Genomic DNA, 19,903 nt, shown 5'->3' with positions numbered 1-19,903 from the left:
CAAAGACAATCTTGTTTTACAAAGAGCTCGCAAATAGTTACCTTTGCATTCTTGGTTAAAATTTTATGGCAATATCTGAAGAAAACATAGAGGTTTTAGGAGCGAGAGTTCATAATCTTAAAAATATAGACGTTACGATTCCTCGTGAAAAATTAGTAGTAATCACAGGTTTATCCGGTTCCGGAAAATCTTCTCTGGCATTTGACACTATTTATGCAGAAGGGCAAAGAAGGTATATTGAAACTTTTTCTGCTTATGCCAGACAATTTCTAGGAGGCTTAGAACGTCCGGATGTGGATAAAATAGATGGGCTTTCTCCTGTAATCGCGATAGAACAAAAAACTACCAGTAAAAGTCCTCGAAGTACTGTAGGAACTATTACGGAGATCTATGATTTTTTGAGATTGTTATTCTCCAGAGCCAGCGATGCTTATAGCTATAATACCGGAGAAAAAATGGTAAGCTATAGCGATGAGCAGATCAAAGATCTCATACTCAAAGAATATGAAGGCAAAAGAATCAATATTCTTGCTCCGGTAATTCGCTCCAGAAAAGGGCATTATCGCGAATTGTTTGAGCAAATTGCCAAACAAGGGTTTGTAAAGGTTCGAACTGACGGAGAAATCAGAGATATTACCAAGGGTATGAAATTAGACCGATACAAAACACACGATATCGAAATAGTGATTGATCGGTTAGCTATTTCCAAAAACCAAGACCTGTCAAAACGATTGATGGAAACCATCAATACAGCAATGTATCACGGAGATGATATTCTTATGGTTATTGATCAGGATACATCAAGTGCTCGTTTTTTTAGTAGAAATGTAATGTGTCCTTCTACCGGAATTTCTTATCCAAATCCGGAGCCAAATAACTTTTCTTTTAATTCGCCAAAAGGCGCATGCCCAAAATGCAATGGTATAGGAAGTCTATATGAGGTCAACATAAATAAGATTATTCCTGATCATTCCAAATCAATCCATGCAGGAGGTTTAGCTCCTCATGGACCGAAAAAGAATAACTGGGCCTTTAAGCAATTAGATTTTATAGCCAAAAGGTATAATTTTAAGCTTACTGATCCCATTAGTAGTATTCCTCAGGAAGCGATGGAAATTATCCTCTATGGAGGGAAAGAACAATTTAGTATTAAAAGTAAAACATTAGGAGTTACACAGGAGTACAAAATCGATTTTGAAGGAGTTGCCACCTTTATAGAAAACACCTATCATGCCAATGAATCTACCTCTCTAAAAAGATGGGCTAAAGAATTTATGGATAATATTTCCTGTCCGGAGTGTCAAATGGCCAGACTTAGAAAAGAATCGCTATATTTTAAAATCAACGATAAAAACATAGCTGATTTAGCCAAAATGGATATTAGTGAACTGGCTGAATGGTTTAAGGAACTTCCTAAATACCTTTCTGAAAAACAATTAAAAATTGCAGGAGAAATTCTAAAAGAAATCAATACCCGAATTCAATTCCTGATCGATGTAGGATTAACTTACTTATCTCTCAATAGAAGTAGTAAATCTTTATCAGGAGGAGAGGCACAACGAATCCGTTTAGCGACTCAAATCGGATCTCAGCTAGTCGGGGTATTATATATATTAGATGAGCCAAGTATAGGCCTTCACCAACGTGATAATGAAAAACTGATCAATTCACTGGTTCAGCTAAGAGACATTGGTAATTCTGTCATTGTCGTAGAGCACGATAAAGATATGATTGAACGCGCAGATCACGTTATCGATATTGGTCCTAAAGCAGGAAAACACGGAGGAGAAATTATTAGTGAAGGTCCTCCTACTGACTTAAAAAAGCACCAAACACTAACAGCTGATTACCTCTGTGGTAAAAAAGAAATTCCTATTCCTTCTGAAAGACGGAAAGGAAATGGAAAAAAGATTAGCCTAAAAGGAGCTACTGGAAATAATTTAAAAAATGTATCTATCGATATCCCTTTAGGAAAGATGATCGCAGTAACAGGAGTTTCGGGAAGTGGAAAATCCACGCTTATCAATGAGACACTTTATCCCATTATGAATGCGCACTATTTTAATGGGGTAAAAAAACCAATGCCCTATAAGAGTATTAAAGGTTTAGAGCACATTGATAAGGTAATCGATATCAATCAATCTCCGATTGGAAGAACCCCCAGATCCAACCCAGCTACCTATACAGGAGTATTTTCTGAAATCAGAAGCTTATTTACCAAAACTCCTGAAGCAATGATTCGTGGTTATAAACCCGGTCGATTTAGTTTTAATGTTGTCGGGGGACGATGCGAAACCTGCAAAGGGGGTGGATTACGAGTTATCGAAATGAATTTTTTACCAGATGTATATGTAGAATGCGAAACCTGTCATGGAAAAAGATTTAACCGGGAAACATTAGAAATACGATACAAAGGAAAGTCAATAGCTGATGTATTGGAAATGACCATTACCGAAGCATGTGCTTTTTTTGAGCATATTCCAAAAATTGCCCGAAAATTAAAAACAATTCAGAGTGTTGGTTTAGGCTACATTACACTGGGGCAACAATCTACAACGCTCTCAGGAGGAGAAGCCCAACGAATTAAATTAGCTACAGAATTATCCAAAAGAGATACAGGAAATACCTTTTACATTCTGGATGAGCCAACCACCGGACTTCATTTTGAAGACATTAGAGTACTCATGGAAGTACTCAACGAATTAGTAGATAAAGGAAATACCGTTTTAATTATAGAACACAATCTGGATGTTGTAAAAATGGCAGACTATATCATTGATATAGGCTATGAAGGAGGTAAAAACGGAGGTCAAGTAATTGCCAAAGGAACACCGGAAGAAATTGTAAAAAACAAAAAAAGTCATACCGCCCGATTTCTAAAAAAAGAACTGGCAAACTAAACATAAATCACATGAGAAAAGAACAACACCACAAAGGCTGGAATGAAATAAAAACCAATGACTCTTGGGCTATTTTCAAAATCATGGGAGAATTCGTCAACGGATTCGAAAAAATGAGTAGAATTGGTCCCTGTGTATCCATTTTTGGTTCCGCCAGAACTAAAACTGATGACAAATATTATCAACTGGCTGTTGATGTTGCCAAAAAAATAGTAGATCACGGATACGGAGTAATTACCGGAGGAGGTCCCGGGATTATGGAAGCTGGTAATAAAGGAGCTCACCTTGGAGGTGGTACTTCTGTCGGACTTAATATTGACCTTCCTTTTGAACAACATGACAACCCGTATATCGACAGTGATAAAAGTCTTGATTTTGATTACTTCTTTGTCAGAAAAGTAATGTTTGTCAAATATTCTCAAGGATTTGTTGTAATGCCAGGAGGTTTCGGAACATTGGATGAACTATTCGAGGCAATCACTCTTATCCAAACTAAAAAAATTGGAAAATTCCCGATCATATTAGTAAGTTCTGACTTCTGGGGAGGACTACTTGATTGGGTAAAAAACACTTTACTAGATAAGTTTGGAAATATCAGCCCAGAGGATCTGGATCTTATTCATTTAGTAGATACTCCTGAAGAGGTATTACAAATATTAGATAAGTTCTACGGAAAATACAACCTAAGTCCTAATTTCTAATCTGAAAAAAGTATTTTAAAACCTCCGGGATCGAATCCCTTTTTAGATTTCAAAAAACACAAATTGCTTTCTGTTTACTTCAGAAAGCAATTTATACTTGGATATTGTATTTTATTTACGATTTCATTATTTTTTTATTAAAAACGCAACAGTTTTAACAAAAAACAGTTATTATTAAATAATAGTTCAATGAATTACGATATATTTAAAAAAAATTAAATCATTTTTATGACTTTTATCAACAACACACTACTATATTTCGCCTCCTTAATAAATAACTAATATTTCTTTTGCTACTTTCTTGAGAAACCATAGATTTCTTCATATCGTTCTATTGTACTTTGCATTTATATGTACGCTATATTCTCAACATCAAATCACGATTAGCAGTACATTATATCCGGAGTCCAATACAATTCAAATAGAACAAGAAATCGTATACAACAATACATCCAATGATACATTAGCTTCGCTCTATCTAAACGATTGGGCAAATAGTTTTTCCAGTAAGACTACCCCTCTCGGCAAACGTTTTTCCGAAGATTTCCTAAAGCGTTTTCACTATGCCAAAGAACATGAAAGAGGCTATACCGCTATTAAGTTTATTACTGCTGATGATAGTAGAATTGCATCGTGGAAGCGATATGATTCTGTTCCTGATATCGTACAGGTTCAACTACGCACCCCCTTACTTCCTTCAGAAAAGATCGCTTTTAGACTTCAATATGACGTAAAATTACCCAGCGATAAATTTACCCGATATGGCTATCATGACAATGGTGATTTTAGCCTTAAATATTGGTATATATCGCCTTCGGTATACACTAATAAGTGGAATACTTACAGTAATAAAAACCTAAACGATCTATACAATCCGTTATCAGACCTGCATATAAAAATGAGGCTTCCCTCATCTTATAAAATACACAGTGAATTACAACAATATATTATTCCAGATGAAACAACGGAAGAAACACAAACCATACAACTAACCGGAAAACAGCGAAATAAAGCAAATCTTTATATCGAAAAAGACAGTTCTTTTTATGATTACCAAATTAACGATCTAAAATTCATCAGTAATATTGACGAAAAAGATATCGCTCCAGAATTAAAATCCATTGCTATTCACAAAATACTAACTTTTCTGGAAGCACGCTTAGGGAAATATCCTTTTGAAAAAATTATTACTTCTCAAAAAGAATATAAGAATAGCCCGGTATATGGTCTTAACCAATTGCCAGATATCCTCCGCCCTTTCCCCGATGGGTTTCAGTATGAAATAAAACAACTCAAAACCATTTCTAAAAACTATATAGAAAATACCTTATTGATCGATCCCAGATATGATGCCTGGATAAAAGATGCGATTCATGTCTATCTGATGATTGCCTATACAGAGCAATATTATCCAGAAATGAAAATGATAGGTAACCTCAGTAAGATAATAGGTGTAAGATGGTTTCATGCAGCAGATCTGGATTTTAATGATCAATACTTTTTAGGGTACAAAAATGTAGCTCGATTGTTTCTTGATCAGTCACTCACCACCCCACAGGACAAGTTAGTTAAATTCAATAAAAATATTGCGAATGCTTATAAAGCAGGTGTTGGCTTCAAGTACCTGGAAGACTATCTGGAAGACGACAATGTTATTCCGCTTAGCATCCAAAAGTATTATTCGGAAAATTTATTAAAGCTAACCGATTCTAAAAAATTTGAAGCCACCTTAAGCCCGCTTACACCTAAAAATATAGAATGGTTTTTTGAGGATTATATCAATACCAATAGTAAAATAGATTTCAAATTTAAATCCGTCAAGAAAAGGGAAGATTCAATTGAGGTCACAATTAAAAACAAAAGCTATAATGCAATGCCTGTATCTGTTGTTGGGCTTAGAAAAAAAGAATACGTATCAAAAACATGGGTAACAGATATAACAGGAACCAAAACGATCAAGATCCCTAATGAAGGGCTTACTAAACTCGTTCTCGATTACGATCAAAAAATTCCGGAAACCAACAGAAGAGACAATTACAGAAACCTGAAATGGATTCAAAACAAACCCTTTCAGTTTCGCTTCTTTCAGGATATAGAAGACCCAACCTATAATCAGATCTTTTTTATCCCAGAGTTTGAGTTTAATGTATATGATGGATTTACTATTGGTTCCAAGTTTCACAACAAAACTGTAATCAGAAGACCCTTTAACTACAATATCACGCCTAGTTATGGCTTTAAATCACAAAAATTATTAGGTTCAGCTTCTCTTTCATACAGAAGGCAAATTGCTGACTATGGATTATATCAAATCCGTTATGGAATCAGTGGAAACACCTATAGTTATGCCCCGGATCTATTATATCAGCGGGTATCTCCTTTTATCTCTTTTTCTTTCCGACCAGAAGACCTCCGGTCTAACCAACGACAACGTTTAACCGTTAGAAGTGTGAATGTATTCAGAGAACGTGCAGAAGAGAATCCGGTAAATACTCCCGATTACAGCGTTTTTAATACGCGGTATTTGTACAGCGATAACAATTTACTCAATATCTTTAATTATTCAATAGATTATCAGCTGGCCAAAAACTTCAGTAAACTATCCACTACCTTTAAGTACCGAAAGATATTTTTGAACAATCGTCAACTAAACCTCCGTTTATTTGCCGGAACATTTATTTTTAATGACACATCTCGTGATGGAGACTTCTTCAGCTTTGCATTAGACAGACCTACTGATTATCTGTTTGATTACAGTTACCTGGGACGAAGCGAGTCGACAGGATTGGTCAGTCAGCAAATTATCCTGGCAGAAGGGGGCTTTAAGTCTAAGTTAGACTATTCATTCTCTAATCAATGGCTCACCACCTTTAATGCGGATTCTAATATCTGGAAATGGATTTTTGCATATGGGGACGTAGGTTTTGTCAAAAACAAAGGGGTTTCTCCCAAATTTGTTTTTGATACAGGGATCCGGCTAAGTTTAGTAGCTGATTATTTTGAAGTCTTTCTTCCTATTGCTTCTAATAATGGATGGGAAATTGCACAACCTAACTACAACGAAAAAATACGGTTTATTATCACCCTTAGCCCCCAGACCTTAATAAGCCTGTTTACCCGAGAATGGTATTAAACTTTTTTAGCCACACCAACCTATAAAAAAGGAAGTTTTAAAAATTAAATATTCCTCAAAAAAACCTCATTTTAAATACATAAAAATCACTTTTAATCATCAAAACAAGTGTTTAAATATCAAATTCGTAATAAAAATACAAATACAACATTTGCAAATCCCTCTAATTTTAATTAAATTTGTATCGAATAAAAAATCGTTCGTATGCAGCCTGAAACAACAACTACTCCTAATATTTCTTTTGAAGAATATAGAAATCAAATACTTAAAGATTACAAAACAGCATTATTAAGTAGAGAATGTAGTTTATTAGGCCGACGAGAAGTACTTACCGGAAAATCAAAGTTTGGTATTTTTGGAGGAGGAAAAGAACTTCCCCAATTAGCAATGGCTCGAGTTTTTAGAAATGGAGACTTTAGATCGGGTTATTACAGAGACCAAACATTTATGATGGCAATTGACCAATATACTGTACAGCAGTTTTTTGCCGGATTATATGCACACACAGATATAGAAAAAGAACCTTTTGCAGCAGGAAGACAGATGGGAGGGCATTTTGCTACTCATAGTCTTAATGCAGATGGCTCCTGGAAGAATTTGACTGCTCAGAAAAACTCCAGTTCAGACATCTCTCCTACTGCCGGGCAAATGCCTCGTCTGTTAGGCTTGGCACAAGCTTCTAAAATATACAGAAACGAAAAAAGTGTTGCCGGAGAAAATAACTTCTCTATCAATGGAAATGAAGTTGCCTGGGGAACAATTGGTAACGCGAGTACCAGTGAAGGATTATTTTGGGAGACCGTTAATGCTGGAGGTGTTCTTCAGGTACCAATGGTTATAAGTATTTGGGATGACGAATACGGTATTTCTGTTCATGCAAAACACCAAACAACTAAAGAAAACATTTCTTTAATTCTGGAAGGTTTCAGAAGAGATGACAAACACGAAGGGTATGAAATTATCTGTGTAAACGGATGGGACTACCCGGCATTAATTGATGCCTATAAAACAGCAGAAGATTTAGCTCGTGAACAACACATTCCCGTTATTATTCATGTAAAAGAATTAACGCAACCACAAGGACATTCTACTTCTGGCTCTCACGAGCGTTACAAAAGTGAAGAACGCCTTAACTGGGAAAGAGAACACGACTGTATCAAAAAATTCAAAGAATGGATTATTGATCACAATATTGCAGAGGCAGATGAATTGGTCGCTATAGAAAAAGAGGCGAAAAAAGAAGTTCGCTTAGGAAAAACCGCTGCCTGGAATGCATATCTTTCTGAAATTAAGACTGAACAGCGAGAAGCAGTTTCTATCCTTAGAGATATTGAAAAAGTAAGTGCTAATAAAAATTTTATCTCTCCTTTGATCAATGCGTTGGAAAATAAGGATGAGCCGATACGAAAGGATATTATGGAAGCCACCAGAAAAGCGCTTCGATACCTTATTAAAGAGGATTCTGTAGAAAAAACACACTTACAAAACTGGATCAATTCCTATTTTAACAAGATACAACCAAAATACAGTGACCACCTGTATAATGAAAGTGATAACAAAGTTACTGCTATAGAAGAAGTAGCTCCTGTATATGGGAACGATGCTCCATTAGTAGATGCACGAATTATACTAAGAGATAATTTCGACCGTATTTTCGAAAGACTTCCTGAAACAATGATTTTTGGTGAAGATAGTGGAAAAATTGGAGATGTAAACCAGGGATTAGAAGGGTTACAGGAAAAATATGGTGAATTACGTATTTCCGATACCGGAATCAGAGAAGCTACTATTATTGGTCAGGGAATTGGATTAGCCATGAGAGGGCTGCGTCCTATTGCAGAAATACAATACCTGGATTATATTATGTATTGTATTCAAGGACTTAGTGATGATCTGGCGACATTGCGCTACAGAACATTTGCCAAGCAAAAAGCTCCTATGATCGTAAGAACCCGAGGACACCGACTAGAAGGTATCTGGCATTCCGGATCTCAAATGGCTGGATTAATTCACTTATTAAGAGGAATACATATCCTCGTACCAAGAAATATGACAAAAGCAGCTGGTTTCTACAATACCTTATTAGACAGCGATGAGCCGGCAGTTGTTGTAGAATGCTTAAACGGATATCGACTAAAAGAAAAAATGCCTAGCAACTTAGCAGAAATACGTACCCCTGTTGGTGTTGTAGAAACGGTAAAAGAAGGAAACGATATTACATTAGTTTCTTACGGATCTACCTTACGACTGGTAGAGCAAGCAGGAAAAGAGTTACTTTCTGTAGGCATTAATGTAGAGATTATCGATGTTCAATCACTTGTGCCATTTGATCTTTCTCATGATATTGTAAAAAGTGTTGCCAAGACGAATCGATTACTAGTTATTGATGAAGATGTTCCTGGAGGAGCTACCGGATATATCCTGCACAAATTAATCGATGAGCAGAACATCTATAACTACCTGGATAGTAAGCCTCAAACATTGAGTGCTAAAGCCCACCGTCCTGCTTTTGGCACAGACGGAGATTATTTCAGTAAGCCTTCTGCCGAAGATATTTTTGAAACAGTCTACGATATTATGCACGAAGCAAAACCTGCAACATATCCTAAACTGAGATAATATAAAAAAGAAATAAGGAAATCAGTCTACGCTATTTTCTATGCGTAGACGTTTTCCATTTTTATATGATATCACAAAAATATTCTTACTAAATCCCAGATCTATTAAAAGCTTTCGGAACTCCTGGGCTTCTTGCAAAGTTTCAAAAATTCCCAAACTTAATTTATAATAAGAGGTATCACTATAAAATCTCATATTAGTAAATTTTTCTGAGATCAAAGAAGTTTTATTCGTAGAAAAAGACCGAAGCTGCACTGAATATACCGTATCTTTATCAATGAGTTTTCTATAGAGGTACAGCGTTTTGATCTCTTCGAGATTAACCTTATCCTCTCTCAATTGCCTCAATTGCATTTTTAGAGAATCCATCTCTGTTGAGAATACCGCCATATCCTGATTCGCATCTTGTTTTATTACAGCATCTTCTCCTTTAAAAAAGAATGCACCAATACATGCGATTAACAATACTAAAGATACAATAGACAATATTTTTTTGATTCGATTGTTTTGATCAAATTCCTTCTCTCTTTCTTCCAGAAACTCTTCCAGTTCCAGCTGTTTCGTCTCTGCTTTCTCTATTTGATTATGTAACGATATAAGATCTTCGTCTTCAATATGTGGCATTATATTTTTTTTGGGGTGAGGGTTACTATATATGCATTCGCTAGTTATACCGATAAATCTTTTTTGAAAATCCCATATACCACACCATCACTCATTTCCAAAACCAAAAGCGATTTATCTTTAATTATCTTCTGAAATAGCGCCAAAGAATAGTTAGCTTCGGAACTATTTTTTATATTTTTTAATCGTACGTTATCATTTACTTTTAGAACTCTGATCTTAGGATTCACATTGCTTACAAAATATTTTTCCGGTAGGGAGTACAACGTATCTCCTTTACTGGTTATCGCCTGCATTGCCTTTCCTTGTTCTTTTGCTTTTTGAACTGCCTTTTCTCCTTTAAAAAAATCTACAAAATCAGCTTCTATAAAAATTATACCATTGTTTTTATACACTTTATTAAGAATACAGTATCTTCTTCTATACTCTTTCTTTTCAGATGCTTTTATCAATGTTTTTCGAAGCTTTTCTTCTTCTTTTAGCTCATTTTTATACGAATTCACATCACTTTTTACTGCGATGAGTTCATTTTTAATTTTATGAATTGAAACCACATCCACGACGCTGGTATGTTTCGTTTCATTTTTTTTAATTATACCTCCCCAATGATACAAACACAAAAAAACAATGGCACTAAAAAAAACCAATATTCCTGATAAAAAATACCAGTACTGCTTTCGTTCCTTTTTAATTTTCCCTGAAACAGCGTTTAGTTTCCCTTCTAAACTTTGTTGTTTCAATAATGTTTTCTCAATTTTATATCTTATGGATAAGTACTCCCCTACTTTAGTATCCATACAATATTTATTTTCCCTTATTCTGATGACAAAAATAGCATCAAAACAAAAAATAACCCAACATATAAACGCATTGTAGCTGTTCTTAATACATTAAACATTAAAAAACAGCTACGAAAACGTATATTAAGATATAAAATCTTTAGCAGACTTCATCTTTATTTTTTATTTAATTTTTAAGGAATCCACTTGATATCCTTGAAGTTAGGTTTTCTTTTTTCCAAAAATGCATTCCTTCCTTCCTTTGCTTCGTCTGTCATATAGGTCAATCGTGTTGCTTCCCCTGCAAACACCTGCTGTCCTACCATACCATCATCTGTAGCGTTAAAAGCAAATTTCAACATTCGTATAGAAGTTGGCGATTTTGCTAATATTTCCTGTGCCCATTCATAGGCTGTTTCTTCTAATTCATCATGAGGAATCACTGCATTAACCATCCCCATATCATGAGCTTCTTGCGCAGAATAGTTTCTCCCTAAAAAGAAAATTTCTCTCGCTTTTTTCTGTCCTACCATTTTTGCCAGGTACGCGGACCCGTAACCTCCGTCAAAGCTGGTTACATCAGCATCTGTTTGCTTAAAAATCGCATGCTCCTTACTCGCCAAGGTAAGATCACAAACTACATGAAGGCTATGTCCTCCTCCAACTGCCCATCCCGGAACTACCGCAATGACAACCTTAGGCATAAAACGAATAAGACGCTGAACTTCCAGAATATTTAATCGGTGCATTCCATCTTCTCCTACATATCCCTGATGACCACGAACACTCTGATCTCCTCCGCTACAAAATGAATAAACTCCATCTTTTGTAGAAGGTCCTTCTGCTGATAACAACACAACTCCTATAGAAGTGTCTTCTCTGGCATCTAAAAAAGCTTCAAATAATTCGGTTACTGTCTGCGGTCTAAATGCATTTCTTACATTAGGTCTGTTAAATGCTATACGTGCAACTCCTTCTGATTTTTTATAGGTTATATCCTTGTATTCTTTTACTGTTGTCCAGTTTATTAAGCTCATTATTTACTATTTATTATCTACCAAAAATAATACATTAAATCGTATTCTGCACATGATTTTATAAGTTAACAAAAAGTAAAAATACCAACTGTTTTTAACACCGCCTTAATAGTACTTTGCACAGTTATTGTATTTACTGAAGAAAAAAATTAAACATGAAACAATTTTTACTTATACCTCCAAAATTTCCTAAAATTACCCACACCAACTTTACAGTGATAAAAACAGTTTTTTTCCTAACTGCATTTTGCATGCATCACACCTCCTATACTCAAGAAAAATTACTACACATAGAAAATATAGAAGCTAATGAACATAAAGTAATCAAGGCGTTTGGTAAATTAAAAAAAAGACCCAAAAAGAAAAGGCTACAAGAGAAGTTCTCTATAGTATTCAACAACGCTATCTCAAAACACAAGGATCGTTTACATACGTTATCACACCCCAGTCCAATAGAAGACAAAAACTGGGAAGGACTAACAAACGCTCTGCGATCAATACAATTCTTAAATGAGCTCGCAACATCGTCTGGCATCACACCGCTTACTAAAACTCCCTCTATAGACAGCATTACTGCATTAGCTACTACTGACCTCTATACTAAAGGAAAAGCATCTTTAAACAAAACAGAGAACAGTTACGCCTATGAAATTGCCTATACATATCTCACACGTGCACTCCAATTCACCCCTAATTACAAAGACCTGAAAAAACTAATCGATATCACTATTGCAGAAGGAACCAGGAATGTATATTTCACCCCTGTAACCTATCAAAACCTAGGTAATTATGTTGAATGGGGAAATGATAATTCGAGTGTAAGTAGTGATTTCATTATTGAACATTTATCAAAAGACATTTCTGTAAATAATGTCGGGAGTCATTTTGTTCAGAACAAGTTAAAGGCTGATCGAGTTATCGCGATAGAATGGGTTTCAATAAATATATCTCCAGAAAAAAATCACCAGTATACAATCAAAAGAAGCTCGCAAATAATGGAAAACGGAAAAGAAAAAACAGTATCCGCTACCGTGCACTATCACAAAAAACATAAAGACATTACCGGAACACTAAATATTAAAATAAAAGATACTAAAGCTGCCCCGTATTTAATTAATGAAAACCTTTCTGGTACCAGAACATTCGAAAAAACAGAAGTTACTTATACAGGGGACAAAAGAGCATTAACTCAAGAAGACAAGAGCTTCATAAACAACTCTTATGGAACTAACAACCTGAATTTTAACTACACCAATAATTACAATCTGATCACAGAAATGTATTTAGATACGATCCATAACCAAGTACTCAATCACATTGGGAAATTATTAAATTGGAATTACAATATGTAACAGACAATGATCTGATTTCGATACATCTTTTTGCCTTAAAAAGTAAAGGCACTACCATCCTGGTGCCAAAAAACGGATACAATTACTGAATCATCAAAAACATTTTAATTTTTATCAGCAATGAAACATTTTTTATTTTTATTCTTATTTACACAGCTGATCGGCTTCTCTCAGCAATCAACTAATTTTTTTAACACAAACTACGCGGTTTACACCATACCTGTTTCTCATATATCCCAAACTCATCATTCCGGGAATCAGCAAATTTCCTCTTCTTCTATATGGTACAAGTTTACCTGGAGTAAGAAACGAGTAAAAGTCAAAGATTCTTCTAGTATTGCTTCCCTACAACAAAGAAAAAGCAGTAACAAGAAAACTTCTAAGAAAAAAGCAACAGCAGAAAGTTATCAAAACAGTAAATTCCTCGACAAGAAAACATTTGAATACGATCGTATTGGTTACCTGACGGATTATATGCGGTATCGAAAATCTTACCAAGTCAGAAATCTTTGTTCCCGAGTATTTTATTCTCCGGATAATCCAGAAATCCCTATTACGGATGGTATCATCAATCAGGCAGTACTGGAAACAATTCGCCCCACTATTGATCCATTCTGCATTCCTAATCAGTAATTTATCAGAGAAAGCTGTTTTTATTCCACAAGTCGGATCCCATCTTTTTCGATCAGTATCTGTCGTTTTTTATAAAGTGTCCCTATCGCTTTTTTAAAACTCTTTTTACTCATCTGAAACACCTCTTTAATATCCTCCGGATCTGACTTGTCATTCAGGTCTATAAAGCCTCCACTGGCTTTGAGTTCTTTCAGGATCTGATCTGCATTCGGGTCGATACTTCGGTATCCGTGCCGCTGAAGTGTCAAATCTATTTTTCCGTCCGGGCGTACTTTTTTCACATAGCCTTTAAACGTATCTCCCACTGTAATTTTCTGAAAAATTTCATCCTGATAAACCAGCCCCAGATATTTCCCATTCACTATCATATTCCAGCCATATGGAGAAGGATGGGATGCAATCAGGCTTACCTCATCAAATGGCGCTAATAATACCAACGAGTTATCCAAAAATGAGTTTGTCTTACTCGAGGCTACTAATCTGTCCGTTTCTTCATCCAAATACATATAGACCAGATACCAACTCCCTTCTCTCATCTTAGATGCTTGTTCCTTAAAAGGAACAAAAAGCTCTTTATCTACCCCCCAATTCATAAACGCTCCTATTTTGGATACGGTAGTACATTTCAGATACGCAAATGAATTGACAGTGATAAATGGTTCCTGGGTAGTAGCTACTATACGCTCTTCATTATCCAAATACAAAAACACCTTAATCGTATCTCCTATTTCAAAAACCTCAGGAACAAACTTATTAGGTAATAAAACTTCATTTCCTTCTTCATCACTCAAAAAAAGTCCCGGATCCCGGTCTCTTACAATCTCTAATGTGTTATATTTCCCTAGTTGTAGCATGTCATTTGTATTTTGCGGCAAAGATAACTCTTTAACCGTGATTATGCATTAAAAAATCATTACAGTCCGAAACTACTCTAAAATATACGTATGGTTATATTTCTTATATTCCCGCATTGGTGCTCGGCTGAATTTGATGAAATATTATTTTTTGTGTTATTTATAAACTTTAGCTCCAGGTTCTAACACACCAATCTAGGTTTAACGTTATTTTCTACACAAAAAAAAGGTACTCCCAATCGAAGTACCTTCTTTTGCTAAAAACAAGATTTTTTTAGTTGTATATAGCCTCTTTACCAAAATGTTTTGTTAGTAAATAATATACTACGGCTCTATACTTATTTCTATTAGACTTTCCATACTGTTCGATAACAGCATTGATCGCTTCGTCTAATTTTGGTCCATCACTAAGACCTAATTTTTTTATCAAGAAATTATTTTTTACTGTCTTCAACTCTCCTTCATCACTACCAGAAACTGTAGAGGCATCACTATTATAGATAGATGGCCCACAACCAATAGTAACTTTAGTCAATAAATCCATATCTGGAGTCTGACCGATTTTATCTTTAATATCAGCTGCGTATTTTTGAATTAGTTCGTCTCTTTTACTCATAAGGTAATAATAGTTTAAGTGTTAATAATTAGTTCTTACTCTCTCAAATATAAGATAATTATAGCGCAATTATTTACTGATTATCAAGATTAAACTTCTTTTTTCAGACGAAAGACCTAAAATAACCGATTAAAACCTTATCATTCTCTATTCTTGGGGTGAAAATTTCTAATAAAGCCGGAACATCGTCTGAAGCATACAGGGACTCCATTCCCGAGACAATGGCTTCTTCTGAGCTCGCTTTATGATACACTATTCCATACATAGCACATAATTGTTCTGCCGTTAACGAGTGTTTTGTTTCAAAAAAAGTAGAAAAGGCTTCACTTTCTTCTTTTCCCGGCAATATTCTAAAAATCCCTCCTCCACTATTGTTAATGACAATAATCTTAAAATTAGCAGGGATATATGCATTCCACAAGGCATTACTATCATAGAAGAAACTAAGATCTCCTGTAATTAAGGTAGTAGGTTTTTGAGAACCAATTGCTGCTCCAATAGCAGTAGAAGTGCTCCCGTCAATCCCACTTGTCCCTCGATTGCAAAACAGCCTGAATGAAGGACTTAAAGAAAACAACTGGGCATATCGCACCGTAGAACTGTTACTCAACTGGATATATTGTCCTTCGGGCATCTGCTCAAAAATTCTTTCAAAAGCTTTTAGATCAGAATACGCGACTTGTTTCAGGTATGCCGCATGCTTATGCCTTCTTTCTTTTCTAACAGCCAGCCAGTCTTTTTTATAGGTACTCGCTACACTTACCAATTCATCCGCTAATGTTTCAAAAAACAAATTGGGATTCAACTTAATATGCTCTGTCAGACAGAAATAGGTATCAAATGCTTTTTTCTCATCAATATGCCAATGTGATTGTGGCTGGTATTTTCTCAAAAAAGCTTTGATTCTTTTAGAAATTACCATTCCTCCTATTGTCAGCAGTACTGCTGGTTGTAATGCCAAAAACTCTTTATCACTAAGAGGTGTTATCAACTGATCGATACAGTTTATATGAGAATCGTGGTAAATATTAGAGGTCGTCTCTGTCAATACCAGTACCGAAGGGTCATTAGCCAATACATCTACCCATTTTTGATCTAGTGTGTTCAGACTATTCACTCCTATAAGAACTATTTTCTTATCGGTTGTATTCCATCGTTCCAGCATTTCTTTTTTCAGTGATTCAGAAAAGTGATAGCGACTATCTTCCAGTGGAATATTTTTCGGAAAAACGGTTTGGTTTTCAAGCTTATCATATAGAGGTTCATAAAAAGGTGCGTTGATATGTACCGGTCCTTTTTGCTCGATTGCTTTATTCAATGCCAGATTTACTTCTCTCGCATTGTGTTTATACACCTCATGATGGCGTTGTTTAACATGAATATCGACCACCTCCTGAGTAGCAACTACCTCAGAATAGAGACTGGCAGAATACAAAATATGATTTTCAAATATATTTTTTTGCCGTATGGTTTGTCCATCACCAATGTCAATTCGTTCTATAGGTCTGTCTGCACTGATTACCACCAAAGGAATATCACTGTAATACGCCTCTGCCACTGCCGGATAATAATTAAGCAGTGCACTTCCCGAAGTACATACCAGCGCTGCAGGTTTTCCGGTTTGCTGTGCTAATCCCAGGGCAAAAAAAGCAGCACATCGTTCATCAACTATGCTATAACAGTTCATTCTCGGATTTCCGGTAAACCCAATTGTCAATGGAGCATTCCTCGATCCCGGGGATATTACAATATGGTGAATTCCTTTTGCTTCACACAAGCTTACGATTGTCTGTGACAACGGAATTTTAGAGTAGTAGCTATGTTTTTTCATTCTGGATGCAAAATACAATATCAATACTTTTTTCGCTAAATTTTTTTAGCGATTATCAAGTACCAACAATTCGCAGTACTTTTTTCATGGTTTCTGTTTTCTTTACTGTTTCTTCCCACTCAGACACTGCAACAGAGTCTTTGGTGATTCCTCCTCCTACGAATAGCTTAACATGTGCTGCAAATACCTCCATACACCGCAGGTTTACAAACAGCTCGGATTTCTGTGCTACTCCCATATGCAGTGGTCCAAGAAATCCGGTATAGAATGTGCGTTTATAACCTTCATTGGCCATAATAAATGATTTCGCTTTTTCTTTAGGAAGTCCGCATACAGCCGGAGTCGGATGCAGGACTGTAATGATGTCCTTCAGATTTGTTTTTTCTGCAATAGTACATTTCAGGTCCGTTCTGAGATGAAACAAAGAACCTGCCTGATGGGTATACACTGCTGATTGCTGCAGGTTATCAGTTATATGAGATAGCCCTGACACAATAAAATCCGTTACTATTTGCTGTTCTTCTTTCTCCTTATCTCCCCATATGACAGGAGTACCGTCTTCTGCTGTTTTTGTCCCGGCCAGTGCCATGGTAGACAATATACCTTGTTCTACTTTTAGAAGGGTTTCCGGAGTAGCTCCTACCCACTGCCCTACCTGAGGATGGTACCAGAAATACACAAAGGCATTGGAATACAATAGAGTTAACTCATGAAACAATTGCAAGGCATCATCCAGCTGGGTCGTCACTTTTTCTGTACGAGAAAGTACTACTTTTTCTAAACTGCTGTTTTGTATTTCGTGAATCCCTTTTTCTACCAAGGTAATATGGGCCGTTTTCTCACAATCAGCTACCTTATCCGCTATATTCTCAACTCTATCTACATCAGAAAAAGGCATGGTTGCCGACGTAATCACCTCACTCTTTGCATACGGCATAACTATCGCTTGCTCGCTTTCCAGGTCAAAGGGTGCGAATACGAATCCTGCTTCTGAATAGCTATTGGTAGTATATACCGTCGCATCCTGCTGCAAAAAAGCAGTACAGCTATTTTCTTCTTTTTTTCTATAAATGACAAAAGGAAGTTCATTGTCTAATTGTGCCCCTATTTTAGCATACACTTCTGCTAAGTTCATATTCTTATTTATTTTTTGGCAGGGCAATCGTTGTCAATTTAACCGAAGAAATAAGCTGTTCGTTTTCATCCTTAATTTTGATATCCCACAACTGGGTAGTTCTCCCTCTGTGAACCGCACGAGCCGTAGCATATACATATCCCTCTCGAATGCTTTTTACGTGATTGGCTGAGATTTCTATCCCACGGATATAAAATTCACTGGAGTTTAAAAAAATCATGGAAGCAGCACTCCCTACACTCTCTGCTAATGCTACCATAGCGCCTCCATGCAATACCTTATCCGGTTGGTATACCCGGGAGGTTACCGGCATTTTTGCTACCAGATAATCTTCTCCCACATCACAAAAATGTATCGCCAGTGTTTCCATCAAGGTATCCTTACAGATTTTATTACATTCCTGCAATATTTGCTCTTTTGTCAAATCCATCTATACGTCAATTTTCAAAGGTAAAAGTACGCATTGATCCGCAATAATTCTATTTTTAGTAACAAGGGTACTCCTCCCCTGATCAGAACACCATCTGTTTGTTTTTATACACCTCGCAAAAAACACTGCTATACAATCGATTAGACCCGCCAGTATACATTTCAGGAATCAGGATCTTTATCTGATTTTTTTCTGACTTTGAGAAATAATAGCTTCCTCCCTCTTTTCTTTTTGATCGGTATCATTGACTAATCAAAACAAACATCCATATCAGATAAAAAAATAGTAGCCATTATCTGACTACCATTTATAAAATAATATAAAAATATTCAAAAACATTTGAGCCCGAACATTATACCATTTACACTACTAAACATATGATATTATCCCTTAAGTTTTAGAACAAATTCTCTAATTTTTTCTCCTATTAATTCTGGGTTATCCTCTTGAATAAAGTGTGTTCCTGAACCAATATTTACGACTTCCGTATTTGGAATGTTTTCAATAATCCAATTGCGTACCTGCACTGGCATAAATGCTCCAGGTTCTGCATAAAAAAATAATTTTGGAATATTAGCTTTTTGTAATTGCTCTCTATAGTTTTTTACAACAGCAGCTGTTAACTCTGGTTTTCCTTCAAACGGTACTTGAGAAACGAATTTCCAAATAGGTTTTCTGCTTTCTACTGTTTCAAAAGGAGCTTTATACGCTCTCAGTTCTTCCTGGGTCAATTCTCTAACAACCCAAGTAGGTAAAACTTCATTTAAGAAAATATTATCTTCTGCAATCATTTTATAGCCATTTTCTCCTCTCAGTTTTTTGAAAAAAGCCTGCGTATCTTTATCAAAAAAAGTACTTATATCTTGTAGTATCCCTTCCATAAATACGATTGCTCTTACATTGTCTTTATAATTCGTATAATAGTGAAACCCCAACGCTGAACCCCAATCATGCAGTACCAGAATAATATTTTTAAGCTCCATTTGTTTTATTAGCTTTTCTACATATGCATAATGTTCCATAAAAGTGTAATCAATCGCTGGTTTATCCGATTTCCCCATACCTATAAGGTCAGGAACAATAATACGATACCCCGTATCTTCTACATACGGCGTAATATTTCTCCATAAAAAACTATTAGAAGGGTTTCCATGCAAAAAAACAATAGGATTGCCCTCCTTTATCCCATATTCCAGCACATGTATCTTACTCCCGTAAATTTCATAATAACCTGATGTCGACTCTGCTTTTTGTTCCAT

Annotated in this window: 15 protein-coding genes; 6 read left to right on the top strand and 9 right to left on the bottom strand. The window is 35.7% G+C overall.

All coding sequences use genetic code 11. The annotated features are described in order from the left end of the window. The first annotated feature begins 65 nt into the window (after window positions 1–65). The 4 genes from uvrA (at window position 66) to HN014_RS16675 (ending at window position 9,353) form a co-directional block, all read left to right on the top strand. Entirely contained in the window at window positions 66–2,900 is a 2,835-nt protein-coding gene (gene uvrA, locus HN014_RS16690) for an excinuclease ABC subunit UvrA (protein WP_176029988.1), read from the top strand. A gap of 11 nt (window positions 2,901–2,911) precedes the next feature. After that, entirely contained in the window at window positions 2,912–3,601 is a 690-nt protein-coding gene (locus HN014_RS16685; RefSeq protein ID WP_176029987.1) for a TIGR00730 family Rossman fold protein, read from the top strand. A gap of 301 nt (window positions 3,602–3,902) precedes the next feature. Further along, on the top strand, window positions 3,903–6,734 hold the full coding sequence (locus HN014_RS16680; protein WP_254884027.1) for a metalloprotease: 2,832 nt from the start codon (window positions 3,903–3,905) through the stop codon (window positions 6,732–6,734). A gap of 204 nt (window positions 6,735–6,938) precedes the next feature. Next, window positions 6,939–9,353: a thiamine pyrophosphate-dependent enzyme gene (locus HN014_RS16675; RefSeq protein ID WP_176029986.1), complete on the top strand. Its 2,415-nt coding sequence runs from the start codon at window positions 6,939–6,941 to the stop codon at window positions 9,351–9,353. 21 nt (window positions 9,354–9,374) lie between these two features. On the opposite strand, the gene HN014_RS16670 is transcribed toward HN014_RS16675, so the two are convergent. The 3 genes from HN014_RS16670 to HN014_RS16660 form a co-directional block, all read right to left on the bottom strand. Further along, window positions 9,375–9,977, bottom strand: a complete 603-nt coding sequence (locus HN014_RS16670) for a hypothetical protein (protein ID WP_176029985.1) — start codon at window positions 9,975–9,977, stop codon at window positions 9,375–9,377. 44 nt (window positions 9,978–10,021) lie between these two features. Then, window positions 10,022–10,774, bottom strand: a complete 753-nt coding sequence (locus HN014_RS16665) for a hypothetical protein (RefSeq protein WP_176029984.1) — start codon at window positions 10,772–10,774, stop codon at window positions 10,022–10,024. Between the two features lie 176 nt (window positions 10,775–10,950). Then, window positions 10,951–11,793, bottom strand: a complete 843-nt coding sequence (locus HN014_RS16660) for a 1,4-dihydroxy-2-naphthoyl-CoA synthase (protein ID WP_176029983.1) — start codon at window positions 11,791–11,793, stop codon at window positions 10,951–10,953. Window positions 11,794–11,948: 155 nt separating this feature from the next. Between HN014_RS16660 and HN014_RS16655 the strand changes: the two genes are divergently transcribed. Beyond that, window positions 11,949–13,145, top strand: a complete 1,197-nt coding sequence (locus HN014_RS16655; protein ID WP_176029982.1) for a hypothetical protein — start codon at window positions 11,949–11,951, stop codon at window positions 13,143–13,145. Between the two features lie 120 nt (window positions 13,146–13,265). Continuing rightward, window positions 13,266–13,778 carry a hypothetical protein gene (locus HN014_RS16650; RefSeq protein ID WP_176029981.1) on the top strand — a complete coding sequence of 171 codons (513 nt, stop codon included), beginning with the start codon at window positions 13,266–13,268 and terminating at the stop codon, window positions 13,776–13,778. A 20-nt stretch (window positions 13,779–13,798) separates the two neighbouring features. Here the strand turns inward: HN014_RS16650 and HN014_RS16645 are convergent, their stop codons facing one another. The 6 genes from HN014_RS16645 to HN014_RS16620 form a co-directional block, all read right to left on the bottom strand. Next, entirely contained in the window at window positions 13,799–14,632 is an 834-nt protein-coding gene (locus HN014_RS16645) for a S1 RNA-binding domain-containing protein (protein ID WP_176029980.1), read from the bottom strand. Between the two features lie 274 nt (window positions 14,633–14,906). Then, window positions 14,907–15,248 (bottom strand): DUF2853 family protein, encoded by a 342-nt coding sequence (locus tag HN014_RS16640; RefSeq protein WP_176029979.1) that lies wholly within the window; start codon window positions 15,246–15,248, stop codon window positions 14,907–14,909. Window positions 15,249–15,351: 103 nt separating this feature from the next. Beyond that, on the bottom strand, window positions 15,352–17,079 hold the full coding sequence (menD, locus tag HN014_RS16635; RefSeq protein WP_176029978.1) for a 2-succinyl-5-enolpyruvyl-6-hydroxy-3-cyclohexene-1-carboxylic-acid synthase: 1,728 nt from the start codon (window positions 17,077–17,079) through the stop codon (window positions 15,352–15,354). Between the two features lie 55 nt (window positions 17,080–17,134). Further along, window positions 17,135–18,214 carry an isochorismate synthase gene (locus HN014_RS16630; RefSeq protein ID WP_176029977.1) on the bottom strand — a complete coding sequence of 360 codons (1,080 nt, stop codon included), beginning with the start codon at window positions 18,212–18,214 and terminating at the stop codon, window positions 17,135–17,137. A 4-nt stretch (window positions 18,215–18,218) separates the two neighbouring features. Then, a complete protein-coding gene (locus HN014_RS16625) occupies window positions 18,219–18,644 on the bottom strand; it encodes a PaaI family thioesterase (protein ID WP_176029976.1) in 426 nt (141 codons plus the stop codon). A gap of 383 nt (window positions 18,645–19,027) precedes the next feature. Continuing rightward, window positions 19,028–19,903, bottom strand: a complete 876-nt coding sequence (locus tag HN014_RS16620; protein ID WP_176029975.1) for a haloalkane dehalogenase — start codon at window positions 19,901–19,903, stop codon at window positions 19,028–19,030.

The organism is Aquimarina sp. TRL1 (assembly GCF_013365535.1).
In the GTDB taxonomy this organism is placed as follows: domain Bacteria; phylum Bacteroidota; class Bacteroidia; order Flavobacteriales; family Flavobacteriaceae; genus Aquimarina; species Aquimarina hainanensis.
This window is presented reverse-complemented; position numbering and strand designations above follow the sequence as displayed.

Bases quoted from the DNA above. Each gene is read 5' to 3' on its own strand.
- HN014_RS16630 (WP_176029977.1), bottom strand. From the start codon at position 18,214: ATGAACTTAGCAGAAGTGTATGCTAAAATAGGGGCACAATTAGACAAT.
- HN014_RS16655 (WP_176029982.1), top strand. From the start codon at position 11,949: ATGAAACAATTTTTACTTATACCTCCAAAATTTCCTAAAATTACCCAC.
- HN014_RS16625 (WP_176029976.1), bottom strand. From the start codon at position 18,644: ATGGATTTGACAAAAGAGCAAATATTGCAGGAATGTAATAAAATCTGT.
- HN014_RS16640 (WP_176029979.1), bottom strand. From the start codon at position 15,248: ATGAGTAAAAGAGACGAACTAATTCAAAAATACGCAGCTGATATTAAA.
- uvrA (WP_176029988.1), top strand. From the start codon at position 66: ATGGCAATATCTGAAGAAAACATAGAGGTTTTAGGAGCGAGAGTTCAT.
- HN014_RS16685 (WP_176029987.1), top strand. From the start codon at position 2,912: ATGAGAAAAGAACAACACCACAAAGGCTGGAATGAAATAAAAACCAAT.
- menD (WP_176029978.1), bottom strand. From the start codon at position 17,079: ATGAAAAAACATAGCTACTACTCTAAAATTCCGTTGTCACAGACAATC.
- HN014_RS16675 (WP_176029986.1), top strand. From the start codon at position 6,939: ATGCAGCCTGAAACAACAACTACTCCTAATATTTCTTTTGAAGAATAT.
- HN014_RS16665 (WP_176029984.1), bottom strand. From the start codon at position 10,774: ATGGATACTAAAGTAGGGGAGTACTTATCCATAAGATATAAAATTGAG.
- HN014_RS16650 (WP_176029981.1), top strand. From the start codon at position 13,266: ATGAAACATTTTTTATTTTTATTCTTATTTACACAGCTGATCGGCTTC.
- HN014_RS16670 (WP_176029985.1), bottom strand. From the start codon at position 9,977: ATGCCACATATTGAAGACGAAGATCTTATATCGTTACATAATCAAATA.
- HN014_RS16620 (WP_176029975.1), bottom strand. From the start codon at position 19,903: ATGGAACAAAAAGCAGAGTCGACATCAGGTTATTATGAAATTTACGGG.
- HN014_RS16645 (WP_176029980.1), bottom strand. From the start codon at position 14,632: ATGCTACAACTAGGGAAATATAACACATTAGAGATTGTAAGAGACCGG.
- HN014_RS16660 (WP_176029983.1), bottom strand. From the start codon at position 11,793: ATGAGCTTAATAAACTGGACAACAGTAAAAGAATACAAGGATATAACC.